Annotated in this window: 14 protein-coding genes and 1 tRNA gene; 4 read left to right on the top strand and 11 right to left on the bottom strand. The window is 68.4% G+C overall.

Translation table 11 applies throughout. The features are described from left to right. Positions 1 to 46 precede the first annotated feature (46 nt). The 11 genes from prmC to ASF06_RS14920 all read right to left on the bottom strand — a co-directional run bounded on the left by prmC (position 47) and on the right by ASF06_RS14920 (position 13,631). A complete protein-coding gene (gene prmC / locus ASF06_RS14970) occupies positions 47 to 958 on the bottom strand; it encodes a peptide chain release factor N(5)-glutamine methyltransferase (RefSeq protein ID WP_055929427.1) in 912 nt (303 codons plus the stop codon). After that, complete coding sequence (gene prfA / locus ASF06_RS14965; RefSeq protein ID WP_055929431.1) at positions 958 to 2,040, bottom strand: peptide chain release factor 1; 1,083 nt, start codon at positions 2,038 to 2,040, stop codon at positions 958 to 960. The genes prmC and prfA overlap by 1 nt, the downstream gene beginning before the upstream one ends. A 3-nt stretch (positions 2,041 to 2,043) precedes the next feature. Next, the gene (rho, locus tag ASF06_RS14960) at positions 2,044 to 4,302 is read right to left on the bottom strand and encodes a transcription termination factor Rho (protein WP_055948860.1); all 2,259 of its coding nucleotides are present in this window, start codon (positions 4,300 to 4,302) and stop codon (positions 2,044 to 2,046) included. A gap of 180 nt (positions 4,303 to 4,482) precedes the next feature. After that, on the bottom strand, positions 4,483 to 5,415 hold the full coding sequence (thrB, locus tag ASF06_RS14955; protein WP_055948857.1) for a homoserine kinase: 933 nt from the start codon (positions 5,413 to 5,415) through the stop codon (positions 4,483 to 4,485). After that, positions 5,412 to 6,509, bottom strand: a complete 1,098-nt coding sequence (thrC, locus tag ASF06_RS14950) for a threonine synthase (protein WP_235497216.1) — start codon at positions 6,507 to 6,509, stop codon at positions 5,412 to 5,414. Before thrC ends, thrB begins: the two co-directional genes overlap by 4 nt. Before the next feature lie 5 nt (positions 6,510 to 6,514). After that, positions 6,515 to 7,858: a homoserine dehydrogenase gene (locus ASF06_RS14945; RefSeq protein WP_055948855.1), complete on the bottom strand. Its 1,344-nt coding sequence runs from the start codon at positions 7,856 to 7,858 to the stop codon at positions 6,515 to 6,517. Next, the gene (gene lysA, locus ASF06_RS14940) at positions 7,855 to 9,288 is read right to left on the bottom strand and encodes a diaminopimelate decarboxylase (protein WP_055948852.1); all 1,434 of its coding nucleotides are present in this window, start codon (positions 9,286 to 9,288) and stop codon (positions 7,855 to 7,857) included. The genes ASF06_RS14945 and lysA overlap by 4 nt, the downstream gene beginning before the upstream one ends. Positions 9,289 to 9,408: 120 nt before the next feature. Next, positions 9,409 to 10,320 (bottom strand): Vgb family protein, encoded by a 912-nt coding sequence (locus tag ASF06_RS14935; RefSeq protein ID WP_055948849.1) that lies wholly within the window; start codon positions 10,318 to 10,320, stop codon positions 9,409 to 9,411. Further along, positions 10,317 to 11,090, bottom strand: a complete 774-nt coding sequence (locus ASF06_RS14930) for an LmeA family phospholipid-binding protein (RefSeq protein WP_162237714.1) — start codon at positions 11,088 to 11,090, stop codon at positions 10,317 to 10,319. Before ASF06_RS14930 ends, ASF06_RS14935 begins: the two co-directional genes overlap by 4 nt. Before the next feature lie 9 nt (positions 11,091 to 11,099). After that, the gene (gene argS, locus ASF06_RS14925; protein ID WP_055948842.1) at positions 11,100 to 12,779 is read right to left on the bottom strand and encodes an arginine--tRNA ligase; all 1,680 of its coding nucleotides are present in this window, start codon (positions 12,777 to 12,779) and stop codon (positions 11,100 to 11,102) included. A 57-nt stretch (positions 12,780 to 12,836) separates the two neighbouring features. Beyond that, positions 12,837 to 13,631 (bottom strand): transglutaminase-like domain-containing protein, encoded by a 795-nt coding sequence (locus tag ASF06_RS14920; protein WP_055949700.1) that lies wholly within the window; start codon positions 13,629 to 13,631, stop codon positions 12,837 to 12,839. Between the two features lie 112 nt (positions 13,632 to 13,743). Here ASF06_RS14920 and ASF06_RS14915 point away from each other — a divergent pair. The 4 genes from ASF06_RS14915 (at position 13,744) to ASF06_RS14900 (ending at position 16,921) form a co-directional block, all read left to right on the top strand. Further along, positions 13,744 to 13,815: transfer RNA gene (locus tag ASF06_RS14915), tRNA-Arg, on the top strand. Between the two features lie 116 nt (positions 13,816 to 13,931). After that, on the top strand, positions 13,932 to 14,627 hold the full coding sequence (locus ASF06_RS14910; protein WP_055948839.1) for a Pr6Pr family membrane protein: 696 nt from the start codon (positions 13,932 to 13,934) through the stop codon (positions 14,625 to 14,627). Between the two features lie 33 nt (positions 14,628 to 14,660). Beyond that, positions 14,661 to 16,415: a pyruvate dehydrogenase gene (locus ASF06_RS14905; protein WP_055948836.1), complete on the top strand. Its 1,755-nt coding sequence runs from the start codon at positions 14,661 to 14,663 to the stop codon at positions 16,413 to 16,415. A 59-nt stretch (positions 16,416 to 16,474) separates the two neighbouring features. Then, positions 16,475 to 16,921 carry a MarR family winged helix-turn-helix transcriptional regulator gene (locus tag ASF06_RS14900; RefSeq protein ID WP_055948834.1) on the top strand — a complete coding sequence of 149 codons (447 nt, stop codon included), beginning with the start codon at positions 16,475 to 16,477 and terminating at the stop codon, positions 16,919 to 16,921. Positions 16,922 to 16,929 lie beyond the last annotated feature (8 nt).

Genomic DNA, 16,929 nt, shown 5'->3' with positions numbered 1-16,929 from the left:
GTGCAGAGCCGGTTCGGTTCTCCGCCGCCTCAGCTTAGCGGCGGCGTCAGCGCAGCGCTGTCGTGGCGCGATCGCGACCCGTGAGGTCGCGGTGCGTCGCGGTGGCGTGCCAGCCGTCGGCATCCAGCAGTCGTCTGATCTCGTCGCCCTGCAGCTCGCCGTGCTCGATTACGAGCACGCCTCCCTGATGCAGCAGGCGGAGGCCGGTGCGAGACACGTTCCTGACGACATCGAGACCGTCTTCCCCGCCGTAGAGCGCGTGCTCCGGGTCGAAGAGTCGCACCTCGGGGTCGCGCGGAATCGCGCGCGCGGGAATGTACGGAGGGTTCGAGACGACGACCGAGACGGTGCCGTCGAGCTCCGGAACGGCGTCGAGCAGGTCGATGAACACGAGACGCGCGTTGTCTGCCCCGATGCGGCGGAAGTTCTGCTTCGTCCAGACGAATGCCGCCGAGCTGTTCTCGACGGCGACCACCTGGGCGTGCGGCACCTCCGTGGCCAGCGAGAGCGCGATGGCGCCACTGCCCGTTCCGAGGTCGACGGCGATGGGGCCGTCTTCGCGACGCGGGTCGATGACGATCGAGCGCAGCGAATCGATGGCGAGGCCGGCCACGAACTCGGTCTCCGGCCTCGGCACGAACACGCCGGGCCCGACCTCGAGCTCGAGGTTGCGGAACCAAGCGACGCCGGTGATGTGCTGAAGGGGCTCCCTCGCGGCGCGGCGTTCGATCGCTTCGCTGATCGCCACCGCGTCCTCTACGCCGAGCGCCTTGTCAGTGACCGTCATGGCCTGCACCTGGCCGCGGCTCGCTCCGAGCACGAAGCCCACGAGCAGCTCGGCGTCGACCTGTGGGTCGGCGATGCCGCTGCGCGCGAGCACGGAGACGCCGTGCTCGAGGAGACTCCTGACCGTGGGAGGCCTCAGAGTTCCGGTGGGTTCGAGGAGCGTGGTGCTCATTACTCCGCCGCTCCCCCGAGCTCCAAGAGTCGAGCCTCTTCATCGGCGGCGATGCACGACTCGATCACGGGCTCGAGGGCGCCGTTCATAACGCCGTCGAGGTTGTACGCCTTGTAGCCGGTGCGGTGATCCGCGATCCGGTTCTCCGGGAAGTTGTAGGTGCGGATGCGTTCGGAGCGGTCCATCGTGCGGATCTGGCTCTTGCGCACGACGGATGCCGCCGCGTCGATCTCCTCCTGCTGGCGCGCAAGCACGCGGGCGCGGAGAACGCGCATGCCGGCCTCGCGGTTCTGCAGCTGGCTCTTCTCGTTCTGCATCGCCACGACGATGCCGGTGGGAAGGTGGGTGATGCGCACGGCCGAGTCGGTCGTGTTGACCGACTGACCACCCGGTCCGGAGGAACGGTAGACGTCGATCTTGAGATCGTTGGGGCTGATCTCGACCTCTTCGGGCTCGTCGACCTCGGGAAAGACGAGCACGCCGGCGGCCGACGTGTGGATGCGCCCCTGCGACTCCGTCGCGGGAACCCGCTGCACGCGGTGGACTCCACCCTCGTACTTCAGGTGGGCCCAGACACCCTGCGCGGGGTCGGACGAGGATCCCTTGATGGCGAGCTGAACGTCCTTGATTCCGCCGAGGTCGCTCGAGGTCTGCTCGATGATCTCGGTCTTCCACTTCTTGCTCTCGGCGTAGTGCAGGTACATGCGCAGGAGGTCGGCCGCGAACAGCGCCGACTCGGCGCCGCCCTCGCCCATCTTGATCTCCATGATCACGTCGCGTCCGTCGTTGGGGTCGCGAGGAATCAGGAGACGGCGGAGCCGCTCCTCGGCGACCGCGAGGTCGTCGGTGATTCCCGGTACCTCTTCGGCGAACGACGCGTCCTCGGCGGCCATCTCCTGGGCGGCCGCGAGGTCGCTTTCGAGCTGCTGCCACTGCCGATAGGCCGCGATGATCCGGCTCAGCTCCGCGTAGCGACGATTGACCTTCTTCGACCGGGCGGGATCCGAGTGCAAGGCCGGATCGGCGAGCTGCTCCTGCAACTCGTCATGCTCGGTCAGCAGTGTTTCAACTGACTCGAACATGGCCTACTTCTCCAGGTCGCGTCCGTTGTGACCCGCGGGAGCCGGCATCGTCTTCTGCACCTGCATGAGGAACTCGACGTTCGACGTGGTCTCCTTGAGACGGCCGAGAACGATCTCGAGCGCCTGCTGCTGGTCGACACCGGCGAGGGCGCGACGCAGCTTCCAGGTGATCTTCGTCTCGTCGACGCCCATCAGCAGTTCTTCGCGGCGGGTGGAGGATGCGTTCACATCGACGGCCGGGAAGATGCGCTTGTCGGCGAGCTGGCGCGACAGGCGCAGTTCGCTGTTGCCGGTGCCCTTGAACTCCTCGAAGATCACCTCGTCCATCTTCGATCCGGTCTCGACCAGCGCGGTCGCGAGAATGGTCAGCGATCCACCGTTCTCGATGTTGCGCGCAGCGCCGAAGAAGCGCTTCGGCGGGTAGAGAGCGGATGCGTCGACACCGCCCGAGAGGATACGGCCGGATGCCGGCGAAGCCAGGTTGTACGCACGTCCGAGGCGGGTGATCGAGTCGAGCAGCACGACGACGTCGTGGCCCAGCTCGACCAGGCGCTTGGCACGCTCGATGGCGAGCTCGGCGACAGTGGTGTGGTCTTCCGCCGGACGGTCGAAGGTCGAGGCGATGACCTCGCCCTTGACCGTGCGCTGCATGTCGGTGACCTCTTCGGGACGCTCATCGACGAGGACGACCATGAGGTGCACCTCGGGGTTGTTCGTCGAGATGGCGTTGGCGATCTGCTGCAGGACGATCGTCTTGCCGGCCTTCGGCGGTGCGACGATGAGGCCGCGCTGGCCCTTGCCGATCGGTGCGACGAGGTCGATGATGCGCTGCGTCAGCTTGCCCGGCTCGGTCTCGAGGCGCAGTCGCTCCTGGGGGTAGAGCGGCGTCAGCTTGTTGAACTCGACGCGGTTCGCCGCCTCGTCGATGGGGAGCCCGTTGATGGACTCGATCTTGACGATCGCGTTGTACTTCTGGCGACCGTTGCCGTCGCCTTCGCGGGGCTGGCGGATCGAGCCGACGACGGCGTCACCCTTGCGCAGGTTGTACTTCTTGACCTGGCCGAGCGAGACGTAGACGTCGTTGTTGCCGGGCAGGTAACCGCTCGTGCGCACGAACGCGTAGTTGTCGAGGATGTCGAGGATTCCGGCGACCGGGATCAGGACGTCGTCTTCGCTGATCTCGGGCTCGAGCTCGTCGTTGCCGGTCTGTCCCCGACGCTTGCGGTCGCGGTAGCGGTTGCGCGCGCTGCGGTCGTTGCGACCGTCGTCGTCGAGGGAAGGTCCATTGGAGTCGGAGCGTTCGTTCTGCGGACGGTCGCCCTGCAGGCGTTCGTTCTGCACGCGCTCGCCCTGGTTGCGACCGTTCTGAGCACGACCGTTCTGGCCGTTCTCGTTCTGGCCACGCTCGTTCTGGCCGCGCTCGTTCTGAGTGCGGTCATTCTGCGCGCGGTCATTTTGGCCACGCTCGTTCTGGGCGCGTGCCCCGCCGGAGCGATCCGGCGTGCGCTCGTTCTGCTGCGTCGCCTCGACGGCCTGCTCGGGGGCGTTCTGCCTCTCCTGCTGGTTGCCGCCGCGGTCGCGGTTGCGATTGCGGTTGCGGCCCTGACGACCGCCCTGCTCGCGGGGCTGCTCGGAGCGCTGCTCCTCGTTCTCGTCAGACTGGCCGCTCTCCGATGAGCGAGCCTCGGTCGAACGGGACTCGGACGAACGGGCGTCTTTGTCGGCGGCGCGACCGCGCGTGACGGGAGGAAGCAAGGCCGAGAGCTCGTCGCTCTTGGCGTTGACGTGGGAGACGGCGGGCAGTCTCGTTTCGGACTCGACGGCTCCTGCGCCGTCGACCGACTTCGCGCGACGCGGAGCGCGCTTGCGCGGCGCCGACGTGTCAACAGAAGGCAGTTCGATCTGCGGGAGCTCGACCTGCGCTGCGGCTTCGTGCGGTGCGGCAGCGGGGGCGTCGTCGGCGACGGCCTCGGTGTCGGACGCCGACTCCGCGGCTCCATTCGTGGGGAGGTCGACCAGGGCGGACTGCGCGGTCGTCTCCTCTACCGGGGAGGCGACGACGCTCTCGTCGGCGGAGAATGCGGGCGATGCGGAGTCGCCGGCCTGGTGATCGGTGATCGCCTGGACGAGTTCGCCCTTGCGAAGGCGAGCGGCGCCGGTGATGCCGAGGGCATTGGCGAGCGCCTGGAGCTCGGCGACCTTGAGGCCGGCGAGGTCTGAGCGGGTTTCCGCGCCCGGGGCGCGGAGGTTGACGTCAGTCACGTGTGTGGGGTTCCTTCCACTGCTGTCCGCTCCGGGCCTGGGGCCGGGTCGGTACTACGCAGGCGGTTCTATACAGAGAGCTGTCCGTGTACGAGGCGTATGGGCGAGAGGTGCTGAGCCAGTACGCGTAAGTCGCGGGGCAGCGATGAGTGTGAGATTGCTACCGGGTACGAGCTTGGATCAAGCCGCTTCAACCGGATGCGTGACCACTGTAGCACCTTTGAAGTCGACAGCCAGTACGAGCGATGTCCACGGCGTTGCGGATTGCGACTCGACCAGTTCGACGGCGGCGAGGCGCTGGGCGGGATCGCTGCACAGCACCAGGATGCTGGGACCCGCGCCGGAAACGACGGCGGGGAACCCCTGCTCGCGCAGGAGCCCGATCAGTCGGGATGTGTCGGGCATGGCCTCTGCGCGGTAGTTCTGGTGCAGACGATCCTCGGTCGCGGCGAGCAGCAGCTCGGGGCTCTGGATGAGCGCCGCGATCAGAAGCGTCGACCGCGACACGTTGAAGATGGCGTCGGCGTGCGGAACGGACTCCGGCTGGAGGCTGCGGGCGAGGGCGGTCGACATCGTCGCCTGGGGAACGAGCACGAGCGGCGAGACTCCCCTGTGCACGATGAGCTTCTTGAACTGAGGGCCCTCGGCGGTGACCCAGGCGATCGTGAGCCCGCCGAACAGGCAGGGCGCCACGTTGTCGGGGTGCCCCTCCATCTCGGTGGCGAGGGCGAGCAGACCGAGCGCGTCGATCTCGACGATGCCCTCGAGCAGGCCCTTGGCGGCCATGATGCCCGAGACGATCGCAGCTCCCGACGATCCGAGGCCGCGTCCGTGGGGAATGACGTTGCGGGCGACGAGGTCGAGCCCGGGCAGGGGCTGGTCGTAGGCGGCGAAGGCGTGCGCGATGGCGCGAACGACGAGGTTGGACTCGTCGGTGGGCACGTCGCCCTCCCCCACACCGGTGACCTGAACCGTCGCTCCGGGCTCATCCCGCACTGTGACGGTCAGCTCGTCGTAGAGCGCGAGCGCGAGGCCCAGGGTGTCGAAACCCGGGCCGAGGTTGGCGGTCGTGGCCGGAACCTTGACCGTGACCGAACGGCCGGCAAGGCTCACGAGTCGGCTTTCGAGAGTCCGAGCACGCCGGCGATCTCGTCGGTGTCGACGGCGACCGAGGTGGGCGTCACGTCGGAGCCGTCGGCCGTCTTGAGAGCCCACTGCGGGTCTTTCAGTCCGTGGCCGGTGACGGTGAGCACGACGACGGCTCCCTTGCCGATCACGCCGGCGTCGGCACGCTCGAGCAGGCCGGCGACGCTGATCGCCGACGCCGGCTCGACGAAGATGCCGACCTCCGCCGAGAGGATGCGGTAGGCCTCGAGGATCTTGTCGTCGTCGATGGCGCCGAAGTATCCGTCGTTCGCCTCGCGTGCGGCGAGTGCGAGCTCCCACGATGCGGGGTTTCCGATGCGGATGGCCGAGGCGATCGTCTCGGGGTTGCGCACGATCTCGCCGCGCACGATGGGTGCGCTGCCCGAGGCCTGGAACCCGAACATGCGGGGAAGCTTGGTGGTCTCGCCGCGCACGAGCTCTTCGGAGTAGCCACGCGAGTAGGCCGTGTAGTTGCCCGCGTTTCCGACGGGAACGATGTGGAAGTCGGGAGCGTCGCCGAGGACCTCGACGACCTCGAAGGCGGCGGTCTTCTGGCCTTCGATACGGTCGGGGTTCACCGAGTTGACCAGGTGCACCGGGTAGTTCTCGGCGAGGTCGCGGGCGATGTCGAGGCAGTCGTCGAAGTTTCCGCGAACCTGCAGCAGCTCGGCGTTGTGCGCGATGGCCTGACTGAGCTTGCCGAGGGCGATCTTGCCCTCGGGCACGAGCACGGCGGCCGTGATTCCCGCGTGGGTCGCGTAGGCCGCAGCGGACGCCGACGTGTTGCCGGTGGACGCGCAGATGACGGCCTTGGCGCCGTGCTCGACGGCCTTCGAGATGGCCATGGTCATGCCGCGGTCCTTGAACGAGCCCGTGGGGTTCATGCCCTCGAACTTCACGTAGACCTGCGCGCCGGTGCGAGCAGACAGCGCGGGCGCGGGGATGAGGGGCGTTCCACCCTCGCCGAGCGTCACGATGGGGGTCGCCTCCGAGATGTCGAGGCGGTCCGCGTACTCGTGCAGCACTCCGCGCCACTGGCGGGATGCTCGTGTGGTGCTCACGGGATTCATGCTCCTTCAACTCTCAGGACGGATTCGACCCGCACGACGACCGTCTGGTCGGCGATGGCGGCCACCGTGCGCGACAGTGCGCGCTCGCTGGCTATGTGGGTGACAATGACAAGGGTAGCGGTGCCGGAGCCGTCCGGCGTTCCGGCCGCCACGGCATCCGGGCCCACCGACGCGACCGACTGCTGCACGGCCTCGACGGAGACGCCGTGCTCGCTGAACAGCGAGGCGATGCGCGCGAGCACGCCCGGCGCATCCGAAACCTCGAGGGTGATCTGATAGCGCGTGCTCACGCTGTCGATCGGCAGGATGGTGAGGTTGGCGTGGGTCGTCTCCGCGACGCCCGGACCGCCGGCGACGTGACGTCGAGCCGCAGAGACGACATCGCCGAGAACGGCCGAGGCCGTCTCGATGCCGCCCGCTCCCGCGCCGTAGAACATCAGGTCGCCTGCGGCCTCGGCCTCGACGAACACCGCGTTCTTTCCGCCATGGACGGCCGCGAGCGGGTGCTGGCGGGAGATCAGGGCAGGATACACGCGGGCCGAGACGCCCTCGACGCCGGTCTCCGGGTCGGTGAGCCGCTCGCAGATGGCCAGCAGCTTCACCACGTAGCCGGCCTTCTGCGCCTGGCTCACCTGCGCCGCCGTGATCGTCGTGATGCCCTCGCGGTGCACGGCCTCGACGGGAACGTCGGTGTGGAAGGCGAGCCGGGCGAGGATGGCGGCCTTCTGCGCGGCGTCGTAGCCCTCGATGTCTGCGGTGGGGTCGGCCTCGGCGTAGCCCAGTTCGGTCGCGACGGCCAGGGCGTTCTCGAAGGTGTCGCCCTCCACGTCCATCTTGTCGAGGATGAAGTTCGTCGTGCCGTTGACGATGCCGAGGATCCGCTTGACACGGTCCCCGGCCAGGCTCTCCCGCAGGGGGCGGATGATCGGAATCGCTCCCGCGACGGCGGCCTCGTAGTAGACCTGTGCACCGACCTGCTCGGCGGCGGCCTGCAGCTCGGGCCCGTGGGCGGCGAGGAGCGCCTTGTTGCCGGTGACGACGTCGGCACCCGAATTGAGCGCGTGCAGGATGTAGCTGCGGGCCGGCTCGATGCCGCCCATCAGCTCGATCACGATGTCGGCCGACTCGATGAGGCTCATCGCGTCGGTCGTGAGCAGTGCCGGGTCGAGCGGCGCCGAGCGGGGCGCGTCGACGTCGCGCACGGCGATGCCGACCAGGTCGAGACCGGCGCCGACCCGGGAGGCGAGCTCGTCGTGGTGTTCGGTGAGCAGCGTCGCCACCTGGGCGCCGACGGAGCCGGCCCCGAGGAGGGCGACTCGGAGGTTGCGATAGGCGATCATGATGCTCCAGGTGCAGTCGGCGCGAAACCCGTGTCGCGCGCGAGAAGGTCGTGCTCGGTCTCGCCGCGGATGAGCAGGCGCGCCTCGCCGTTGGCGACGGCCACGACCGGCGGGCGACCGACGATGTTGTAGTTGCTTGCCAGCGCCCAGCAGTAGGCGCCGGTCGCGGGAACGGCGAGCAGGTCGCCGGGAGTCACGTCGGCGGGCAGGTAGTCCGCGTTCACGACGATGTCGCCCGACTCGCAGTGCTTGCCCGCGATGCGCACGAGGGCCGCATCGGCATCGGATGCGCGGCTCGCGATGCGCACGGAATAGTCGGCACCGTAGAGGGCCGTCCGTGCGTTGTCGCTCATGCCGCCGTCGACACTCACGTAGCGTCGGGGCGCCGTGGCGTCGGCCGAACCGCCAGGCAGTGTGACATCGACGTCCTTGATGGTGCCGACGCTGTAGAGGGTGACTCCCGCGCCGCCGATGATCGAGCGTCCCGGCTCGAAGGCCACGACCGGAAGGGCGATGCCGAGGGCAGCGCACTCCGCCTCGACGATGCTCGCGATGCGGGCGGCGAGCTCCGCGATGGGAGTGGGGTCGTCGGCCGTCGTGTACGCGATGCCGAATCCGCCTCCCAGGTTGAGCTCGGGCACCGGGCCGGTCTCGAGCAGCCTCGCGTGCAGAGAGAGCAGACGTGCCGCTGATTCCGCGAAGCCGTCGGCACCGAAGATCTGCGAGCCGATGTGGCAGTGCAGGCCCCGGAACTCGAGGCCGGCGTGCGAACGGATCGCCGTGACGGCCGCCTCGGCGCGATCGAGGGGGAAGCCGAACTTCTGGTCTTCGTGGGCGGTGGCGAGGAAGTCGTGCGTGTGCGCGTGCACCCCGCTGTTGACGCGCAGTCTCACGCCCTGAACACGGCCCAGCCGGGCGGCGGCCGCGGCCACGCGATCGATCTCGATCTCGCTGTCGATCACGATCGTTCCGACGCCGGCGGAGACGGCCCGCTCGATCTCGTCGAGCGACTTGTTGTTGCCGTGCATGCCGATGCGGCCCGGATCGACCCCCGCCGCCAGGGCGATGGCGAGCTCTCCACCCGTGCAGACATCGACGCCCAGGCCCTCGTCGCTGACCCAGCGCGCGACGGCGGTGCTGAGGAACGCCTTGCCCGCGTAGTAGACCTTCGCCCGCGTTCCGATGCGCTCGAACTGCTCGGTGAACGCCGCAAGGGTCTCGCGGGCACGCGCACGCACGTGCTCCTCGTCGACCACGTAGAGCGGAGTGCCGAACTGCTGCACGAGGTCGGTTGCGGGAACGCCGCCGATCGAGAGCACGCCGTGCCGATCGCGGAGGGAGCTCGACGGCCACACCGAGGCGGCGAGATCGTTCGCGTCGGCGGGCAGGGCCAGCCAGTCAGGCGCGAGGGGACTTGCGACGGAGGTCATTGAGGATCCTCGGATGAGATCGATCGTCCCGGCACGGGACCAGTGGTCGGGTGGGGGCGAGCGAACCCGGATTGGTTCCTGAAGCCTGTGCACGCCCGCAGAAGGGCGACAGCAGAAATACTACTGGATGCCGTCGGCCGGGTCTCCGGGGTAGGCAAAGCACACGAGGTCGCCGCTGTCGAGGGCGAGCCACACGTCGCCCGACGGCGCAGCGGCTATCGCAACAGGAATGCCACGATCGCCGGGGATGTCGATCGTCGTGATGCGCCCGTCGCCGTCGACACGTCCGATCGATGCGCGCTGCTGAATCGTGAACCAGCAGCCGCCCCGGGAATCTGCGCCGACGCGGGTCGGGCGGAGGCCCTCGGCCGGAACGAACTCGTCGACCGCGCCGCCGCGAGCCAGGCGGCCGATGACGCGACGACCGGGATCGGCGAACCACAGGCATCCGTCGTCGCCGACGCTCACGTCGGTCGGGGCGGCGATCGGGTCGTGGAAGCGCACCAGACCGGGCTGCGAGTCGCCGCCCCTGGCGTAGGCGATGGCATGTGCTCCGGGCAGGCCGAACCACACCGACGTGCCGTCGGACGCGATGGAGTACGGTTCTCCCCCGACAGCTCCCGGGGCGAACTCGGTGACGCGGCCCAGAATGTCGACGCGACCGATCGCATCCGCCCGCTCTTCGATGAACCAGGCGCTGCCGTCGTCGAGGCCGACGATGTCACCGAGCCCGGCATCCGGTGTCGGAGCCCGCGTCGACCAGACGACCCCGGAGGGGTCGAGTCGGAGGATCCTGTCGGTGCCGCGATCGGTCACCCAGACCGAGTCGCGGGTCGCCGCGGACACCGAGCGCGGTTCTGCGGTCGCCTCCCCGAGAGCAAACCGACTCAGTTCGCCGTCGGACGACCGTCTCATCACGACGGCCGCGGAGCAGTCGACGCACCACACCGCGGAATCGTCGGTGATCGCGAGGGCGCGCACTCCGCCGGTCGACGCGCCCACGTCGTGGAACGAGAACCGGGGGTCGGTCATGGGCAGACGCCCAGGGTGCTCAGGCTGGTCTCGTCGATCGACAAATCGGATGCCCGGAGCACGACGGTCGCCTGGCCGGGCTCGATCGTGAGGTCGGCGAGTTCGACGCCCTGCGGCAGGTAGCTAGCGACACAGAGGGGAATCTTCTCGTCGAGCACCGCGTCGAGCGCGTCGGAGGCGTCGACCACGGCCGAGCCGGCGGTCAGCGTGGCCTTCTGCGGCGTGAGCACGACCGAATCGGGCGTCACCGAGACGGAGGCGGTGACCAGGTAGTCGATGCTCAGTCCGAGGAAGGAGATCGTGCCGTCGTAGCCGACGGCCTGATCGTCGAGCGTCAGGGTCGCTGATCCCGGAACCTCGACGACGCTGTTCACCGCGTCCTGGCTGAGGGTGAGGGTGGCCGACGCCGTGCCGACCGTCTTCGACAGATCGGTGGGGACCCCCGTGGCGACGACGTGCGCGTCGACCGGAACCCCGGAGACCGTGAGGGCGGGAGCGTCGAGCTCCACCCGATCGAATGTGCCCGAGAGGTACTGCTGCAGAAACGAGAAGCCGTCGATCGTTACATCAATGTCGCCGTCGACCGTGTCGGGAAGGCTCGCGGCGATCTCGGAGGCCGCGCGGTTCTGGGCGTAAGCCCGCAGCGACACGTCGGCCACGACCACGCCGACGGCGAGAACCACCACCACCACGACCAGGGCGATCACCACCCCGACGCCACGCCGACGGCGGCGCGGAACAGGCTCTGTCGGGTACGTCGACTCCCCCACGATGCTCCGCTACATCCGTTCCGGGGCCGACACTCCGAGGAGGTCGAGCCCGTTGCGGATGACCTGGCCGGCGGCGTCGTTGAGCCACAGGCGGGTGCGGTGCAGGTCGCTGATCGGCTCGTCGCCGAGCGGCAGCACACGGGCCTGCGAGTACCAGCGGTGGTAGTGGCCGGCGACCTCTTCGAGGTAGCGGGCGATGCGATGCGGCTCGCGCAGCTCGGCCGACTTCTGCACGATCCGCGGAAACTCCTGCAGCGATCCGAGCAGCTCGGTCTCCGACTCGTGCGACAGCAGCGACGGATCGAAGGCGGAGCGCTCGACGCCGGCCGCGGCCGCGTTCCGTGCAACCGAACGGGTGCGCGAATGGGCGTACTGCACATAGAAGACCGGGTTGTCGTTGGTCTTCGACCGCAGCACGTCGCCGTCGAGCGACAGCGGCGAATCCGCGGGATACCGGGCGAGCGAGTACCGCAGCGCGTCGGCGCCGACCCACTCGAGCAGGTCGTCGAGCTCGATGATGTTGCCCGCGCGCTTCGAGAGCTTGGCTCCGTTGAGATTCACCAGCTGGCCGATCAGCACCGAGATGTTCACGTTCGGGTCGTCGCCCGCCGCGGCCGCCAGGGCCTTGAGTCGACCGACGTAGCCGTGGTGGTCTGCACCCAGGAGGTAGATCTTCTCGGTGAAGCCGCGGTCCTTCTTGCTGAGGTAGTACGCAGCATCGGCGGCGAAGTAGGTGACGACGCCGTTGCCGCGGGTGAGCACCCTGTCTTTGTCGTCGCCGAAGTCGGTGGTGCGCACCCACACCGCGTCGTCGGCCTCGAAGACGTGGCCCTGGGCGCGCAGGCGGTCGGCCGCGTCGTCGATGAGGCTTCGACCGGTCTCGGGGTCGGCCGCGTGCAGCGTGCGCTCGGAGAAGAACACGTCGAAGTGCACATGGAAGCGTTCGAGGGAGTCCTTGATCTCCTCGAGCTGCTTCAGGTAGCCGAGGTCCCTGGCGAGGGGCACGGCCTCGTCGAGCGGCAGGTCGAGGAGGTTCGGCACGCTCTCGAGCACGTGCTTCGCGAGCTCGCCGATGTAGGCGCCCGGGTATCCCTTCTCGGGCGTCGGCTCGCCCTTGGCCGCCGCCAGGATCGACAGGCCGAAGTTGTCCATCTGGTTGCCGGCGTCGTTGATGTAGTACTCGGTCGCGACCACGGCACCGGATGCGCGCAGCACGCGGGCGATCGCGTCGCCGAGTGCGGCCCACCGGGTGTGTCCGAGGTGCAGGGGCCCGGTCGGGTTCGCCGAGACGAACTCCATGTTCACCGAGAGGCCCGCCAGGGAGTCGTTGCGCCCGTACGCGTCGCCGGCGTCGACGATCTGTCGGGCGATCTCGGCGGCCGCCGCGACGTCGAGCGTGATGTTGATGAATCCCGGACCCGCGACATCCACCGACGCCACACCGGGGATCGCCTCGATCTCGGGGGTGATCTCGGCGGCGAAGGCGCGGGGGTTCGTGCCGAGACGGCCCGCGAACTTCATGGCCACGTTCGACGCCCAGTCTCCGTGGTCGCGGTTGCGCGGCCGCTCGAGCGCGAGATCGGCGATCGTGACGGCGCCGTCGGGAACGGTCTCCCCGGCGGCACGGCGCCGCTCGATGCGGGCGGTCACGATGTCGAAGAGGGCGAGGGAGAGCTGTTCGGGAGTCACGAGCGTCGATCTTACCGTTCGGGCCGTGCCGGACGTCTGCGCGGGCCGCCGCCCCGGTCAGCGCAGCTGCACCAGCTGGGTGACGTCGTCGGTGGGCAGCTCGTCCACCGTCGCGGTCACCTCGAGCTCGGTCAAGGTGAGGAGTCCGTCGTGGTTGGTGAGGAAGGCGGTGTCGGCGGCGTCGCGGCCCGTGGAGATGCGCACGAGACTCTGTCTGGGCGCCAGGGCCGTCGCATCCACGATGTGCCAGGCGCCATCGATGAACGCCTCGGCCACGGCGTGGAAGTCCATGGGATCGAGCCCGGGCGCGTAGACCGCGACGAGTCGCGCCGGAACGTCGAGGGCCCGGAGCAGTGCGACCACGAGATGGGCGTAGTCGCGGCACACCCCCTGCCGCGCGAGCAGCGTGCGCACGGCTCCATCGGTGGGCAGGCTCGAGCCCGGTACATAGCTCAGCTTGTCGCCGACCCAGGAGCTGACCCCGTCGAGCAGTGCCCTGCCCTTCAGCCCGGCGAACTCCGATACGGCGGTCGGCAGCAGGATGTCGGACTCGCAGTACCTGCTGGGCTTGAGGTAGGTGATGCGGTCGATGGCCGTGATCGCGGCGGGCACGGCCTCCCCCGTCACCGTCGCCCAGTAGTCCATGGTGAGGGTCCCTGCGCCCACGGTGAACTGATGGAGCCGGGTGCCGTGCAGGTCGCTGATCTCCACGGGAGTGATGCTGCTCCCCCCGTAGCGGAAGTCGAGGGTCTCGACCTCCCGGGTGATGCCCTCCGCCACGGATGCGGCGAAGACCATGGTCACCGGGCTGTCGATTCGAACGGCGATGTGGGCGGAGACGGAGCGCTTCATGAGCAGCATCATGTCATCCGAATGTTTCCGAATGATGTTGCCCGTGCGGCCGTTGCGTGCACGCGGCGGAGCGCGCTACTGTGCGCCGCTTCTGATAGGTTTTCTGGAGTACGCCCTCGTAGCTCAGCGGAAGAGCGCTTCCCTCCGAAGGAATAGGTCGCTGGTTCAAATCCAGTCGAGGGCACACGGCTCCCCTGGAGCGAATACGGTTCTCTTGAATACAGCGTCTTTCAGGCACAGCGTCTTTCAGGCACAGCGTCTTACAGGTACAGCGGTCGCGTCGAAGGGGATGACACCGGCATGAGAATCCTCTTCGCGGCCCTCCGAGCGGCCGTCGCCATCGCGATCGTCGCCGCCATCGTCGGCCAGCTGATCACGAGCCTCGGCTTCTGGTCGTCGAGGGGCGTCACCAACGTCGGCAGCAACATCGTGAACTTCTTCAGCTTCTTCACCATCGAGTCGAACATCGCCGCGATCGTGGTTCTCGCCATCGGCGCATACCTGCTGGTGTCTCGTCGTGGCCCCGATCCCGAGTGGTTCCAGGTGACGCGTGCCGCGGTGGTCACCTACATGGTCGTGACCGGCATCGTGTACAACCTGCTGCTGCGCGGCATCGAGCTTCCCCAGGGCGCGACCCTCGGGTGGTCCAACGAGATCCTGCACGCCGTCGCTCCCGCATATCTGCTGATCGACTGGATCCTCGCGCCCGGTCGTCGACCGCTCGGGGCGCGCCGCATCGGCGTCATCCTGATCTACCCGATCGCGTGGGTCGTCTACACGCTGGTGCGTGCGCCGTTCGTGGTCGATCAGGTCGCCGCGACCGACTACTGGTACCCCTACCCGTTCCTCAACCCCAACACCTCGCCCCAGGGCTACGTATCGGTCGCCTTCTACGTGGTGCTGATCGCCGCGGTGATCGGCCTGACCGCGGCCGGGGTGCTCTGGATCTCCCGGCGGTGGCCGCGCGCAGCGTCAGAGACTCGACAGGCGTCCTAGGCCCCGTCCAGCCGCGCACGGTTTACTGGGCCTATGGCCAGAACCGTTGCAGACCAGCTCATCGCCCAGCTCATCGACGCGGGCGTGCACCGCATCTACGGAATCGTGGGCGACAGCCTCAACCCCGTGGTCGACGCCGTTCGCCGCACCGGGGGCTCGGCCCATGGCGGCATCGACTGGATCCATGTGCGGAACGAGGAGGCTGCGGCCTTCGCCGCCGGAGCCGAGGCACAGCTCACCGGCCGCCTCGCCGTCTGCGCCGGCAGCTGCGGCCCTGGCAACCTGCACCTCATCAACGGCCTCTTCGACGCCCATCGATCCGGTGCTCCCGTGCTCGCGATCGCGAGCCACATCCCCAGCATCGAGATCGGCAGCTCCTACTTTCAAGAGACGCACCCCGACAGGCTCTTCGTCGAGTGCTCGAACTACTGCGAGCTCGTCTCGACGGCCGAGCAGGCGCCCCGCGTCGTGAACTCGGCCATCCGTCACGCCACGGGCCTCGGCGGCGTGGCCGTGGTGTCGCTGCCCGGCGACGTCGCCGAACTGGATGCCGAGGGCTCGGCCCCCGCATTCGTTCTGCCCCGCACGCCCGCGATCGTGCCCGACACCGCCGACATCGAGGCCCTCGCCGCCGCGATCAACGAGGCGAAGACCGTGGCGATCTTCGCCGGGGCCGGCGTTGAAGGATCGCACGATGAGGTGGTGGCGTTCGCCGACCTCCTCGCCGCGCCCGTGGGCCACACCGTGCGCGGCAAGCAGTGGATCCAGTACGACAACCCCTTCGATGTGGGCATGACGGGCCTTCTCGGCTACGGCGCCGCCCACGCCGGGATCCACGACGCAGAGCTGCTCATCCTGCTCGGCACCGACTTCCCCTACGAGCAGTTCCTGCCCGACGGGCGCAAGGTCGTGATCGCGCAGATCGACGCCGACGCCTCGCACCTCGGCAGGAGGGCGAGCGTGACGCACGCGATCCACGGCGACGTCGCATCCACCCTCACCGCCCTGACACCTCTGATCCGGGGCGAGCGAAGCCGGTCGTTCCTCGACAAGACCCTCAAGCGGCACCACAAGCTCCTCGACTCCGTGGTCGGAAAGTACACCGACGTCGACCAGACGGTGCCGATCCACCCGGAGTTCGCCGCGACCGTGCTCGACGAGCTCATCTCCGACGACGCGATCGTGACGGCCGACACCGGCATGGGCAACGTCTGGCAGGCCCGGTACATCACACCCAACGGCAGGCGGAGGCTGATCGGCTCGTATCTGCACGGTTCGATGGCGAACGCCGTTCCCCAGGCGATCGGAGCGCAGTCGGCGTATCCCGGCAGGCAGGTCGTCACGATCTCGGGAGACGGCGGCCTGTCGATGCTGCTCGGAGAACTCGTCACCATCGCCGCCTACAGGCTGCCGATCAAGGTCGTCGTCTTCAACAACTCGACCCTCGGCCTCGTGAAGCTCGAGATGTTCGTCGACGGCTATCCCGACTTCGGCGTGGATGTGCCCGGTGTGGACTACGCCGCGGTCGCGACGGCGCTCGGCTTCTTCGCGCGACGGGTCGACGACCCGCGGCTGTTGAAGGACGCGCTCAGCGAGGCTTTCGCCCATGACGGCCCCGCGCTGGTCGACATCAGCACCGACCCGCTGGCGCTGTCGCTGCCGCCCACGATCACGGCGAAGCAGGTCAGCGGTTTCGGTCTGGCCATGTCGAAGCTCGTGTTGAACGGCGGCGTCGGAGAGGCCGTCAAGCTCGCGCGGTCGAACATCCGACACGTTCCGGGGCTGTAGGCGCCATATACTTAGTGCCCTATTGATTCGTGCGAACGGCACGAACAGGAGGGGCGGGCGTGACCGACGATGTCGATGTGCTCGCACTCGAGAATCAGGTGTGCTTCGCGCTCGCTGTCGCATCTCGGAGTGTCATCGCTCTCTACCGGCCCGTTCTCGAGCCGCTCGGGCTGACCCATCCGCAGTACCTGGTGATGCTCGCTCTGTGGCAGCAGGATCCGAGATCGGTGAAGGACCTCGGCGCAGCCCTGCAACTCGAACCCGCGACCCTGTCTCCCCTGCTCAAGCGGCTCGAAGCATCCGGCCTCATCGATCGTCGACGCAGCGCCACCGACGAGAGGCGTCTCGACGTCACGCTCACGCCGAAGGGACGGGAGCTGCGCTCGCGCGCCGAGTCCATCCCGCAGACGATGATCGAGCAGCTGGGCATGCCCGTCTCCGAGCTTCAGGCCATGCAGGCGTCGCTCACAGCGATCATCGCGGCCGCGACCCGCTCGACCGACTGATCTGTCGA

The organism is Agreia sp. Leaf244 (assembly GCF_001422695.1).
Taxonomy (GTDB): domain Bacteria; phylum Actinomycetota; class Actinomycetes; order Actinomycetales; family Microbacteriaceae; genus Agreia.
This window is presented reverse-complemented; position numbering and strand designations above follow the sequence as displayed.

Coding starts and splice junctions, on each gene's coding strand:
- prmC (WP_055929427.1), bottom strand. CDS start 958: ATGAGCACCACGCTCCTCGAACCCACCGGAACTCTGAGGCCTCCCACG.
- ASF06_RS14905 (WP_055948836.1), top strand. CDS start 14,661: ATGGCCAGAACCGTTGCAGACCAGCTCATCGCCCAGCTCATCGACGCG.
- prfA (WP_055929431.1), bottom strand. CDS start 2,040: ATGTTCGAGTCAGTTGAAACACTGCTGACCGAGCATGACGAGTTGCAG.
- ASF06_RS14935 (WP_055948849.1), bottom strand. CDS start 10,320: ATGACCGACCCCCGGTTCTCGTTCCACGACGTGGGCGCGTCGACCGGC.
- lysA (WP_055948852.1), bottom strand. CDS start 9,288: ATGACCTCCGTCGCAAGTCCCCTCGCGCCTGACTGGCTGGCCCTGCCC.
- ASF06_RS14945 (WP_055948855.1), bottom strand. CDS start 7,858: ATGATCGCCTATCGCAACCTCCGAGTCGCCCTCCTCGGGGCCGGCTCC.
- ASF06_RS14920 (WP_055949700.1), bottom strand. CDS start 13,631: ATGAAGCGCTCCGTCTCCGCCCACATCGCCGTTCGAATCGACAGCCCG.
- ASF06_RS14910 (WP_055948839.1), top strand. CDS start 13,932: ATGAGAATCCTCTTCGCGGCCCTCCGAGCGGCCGTCGCCATCGCGATC.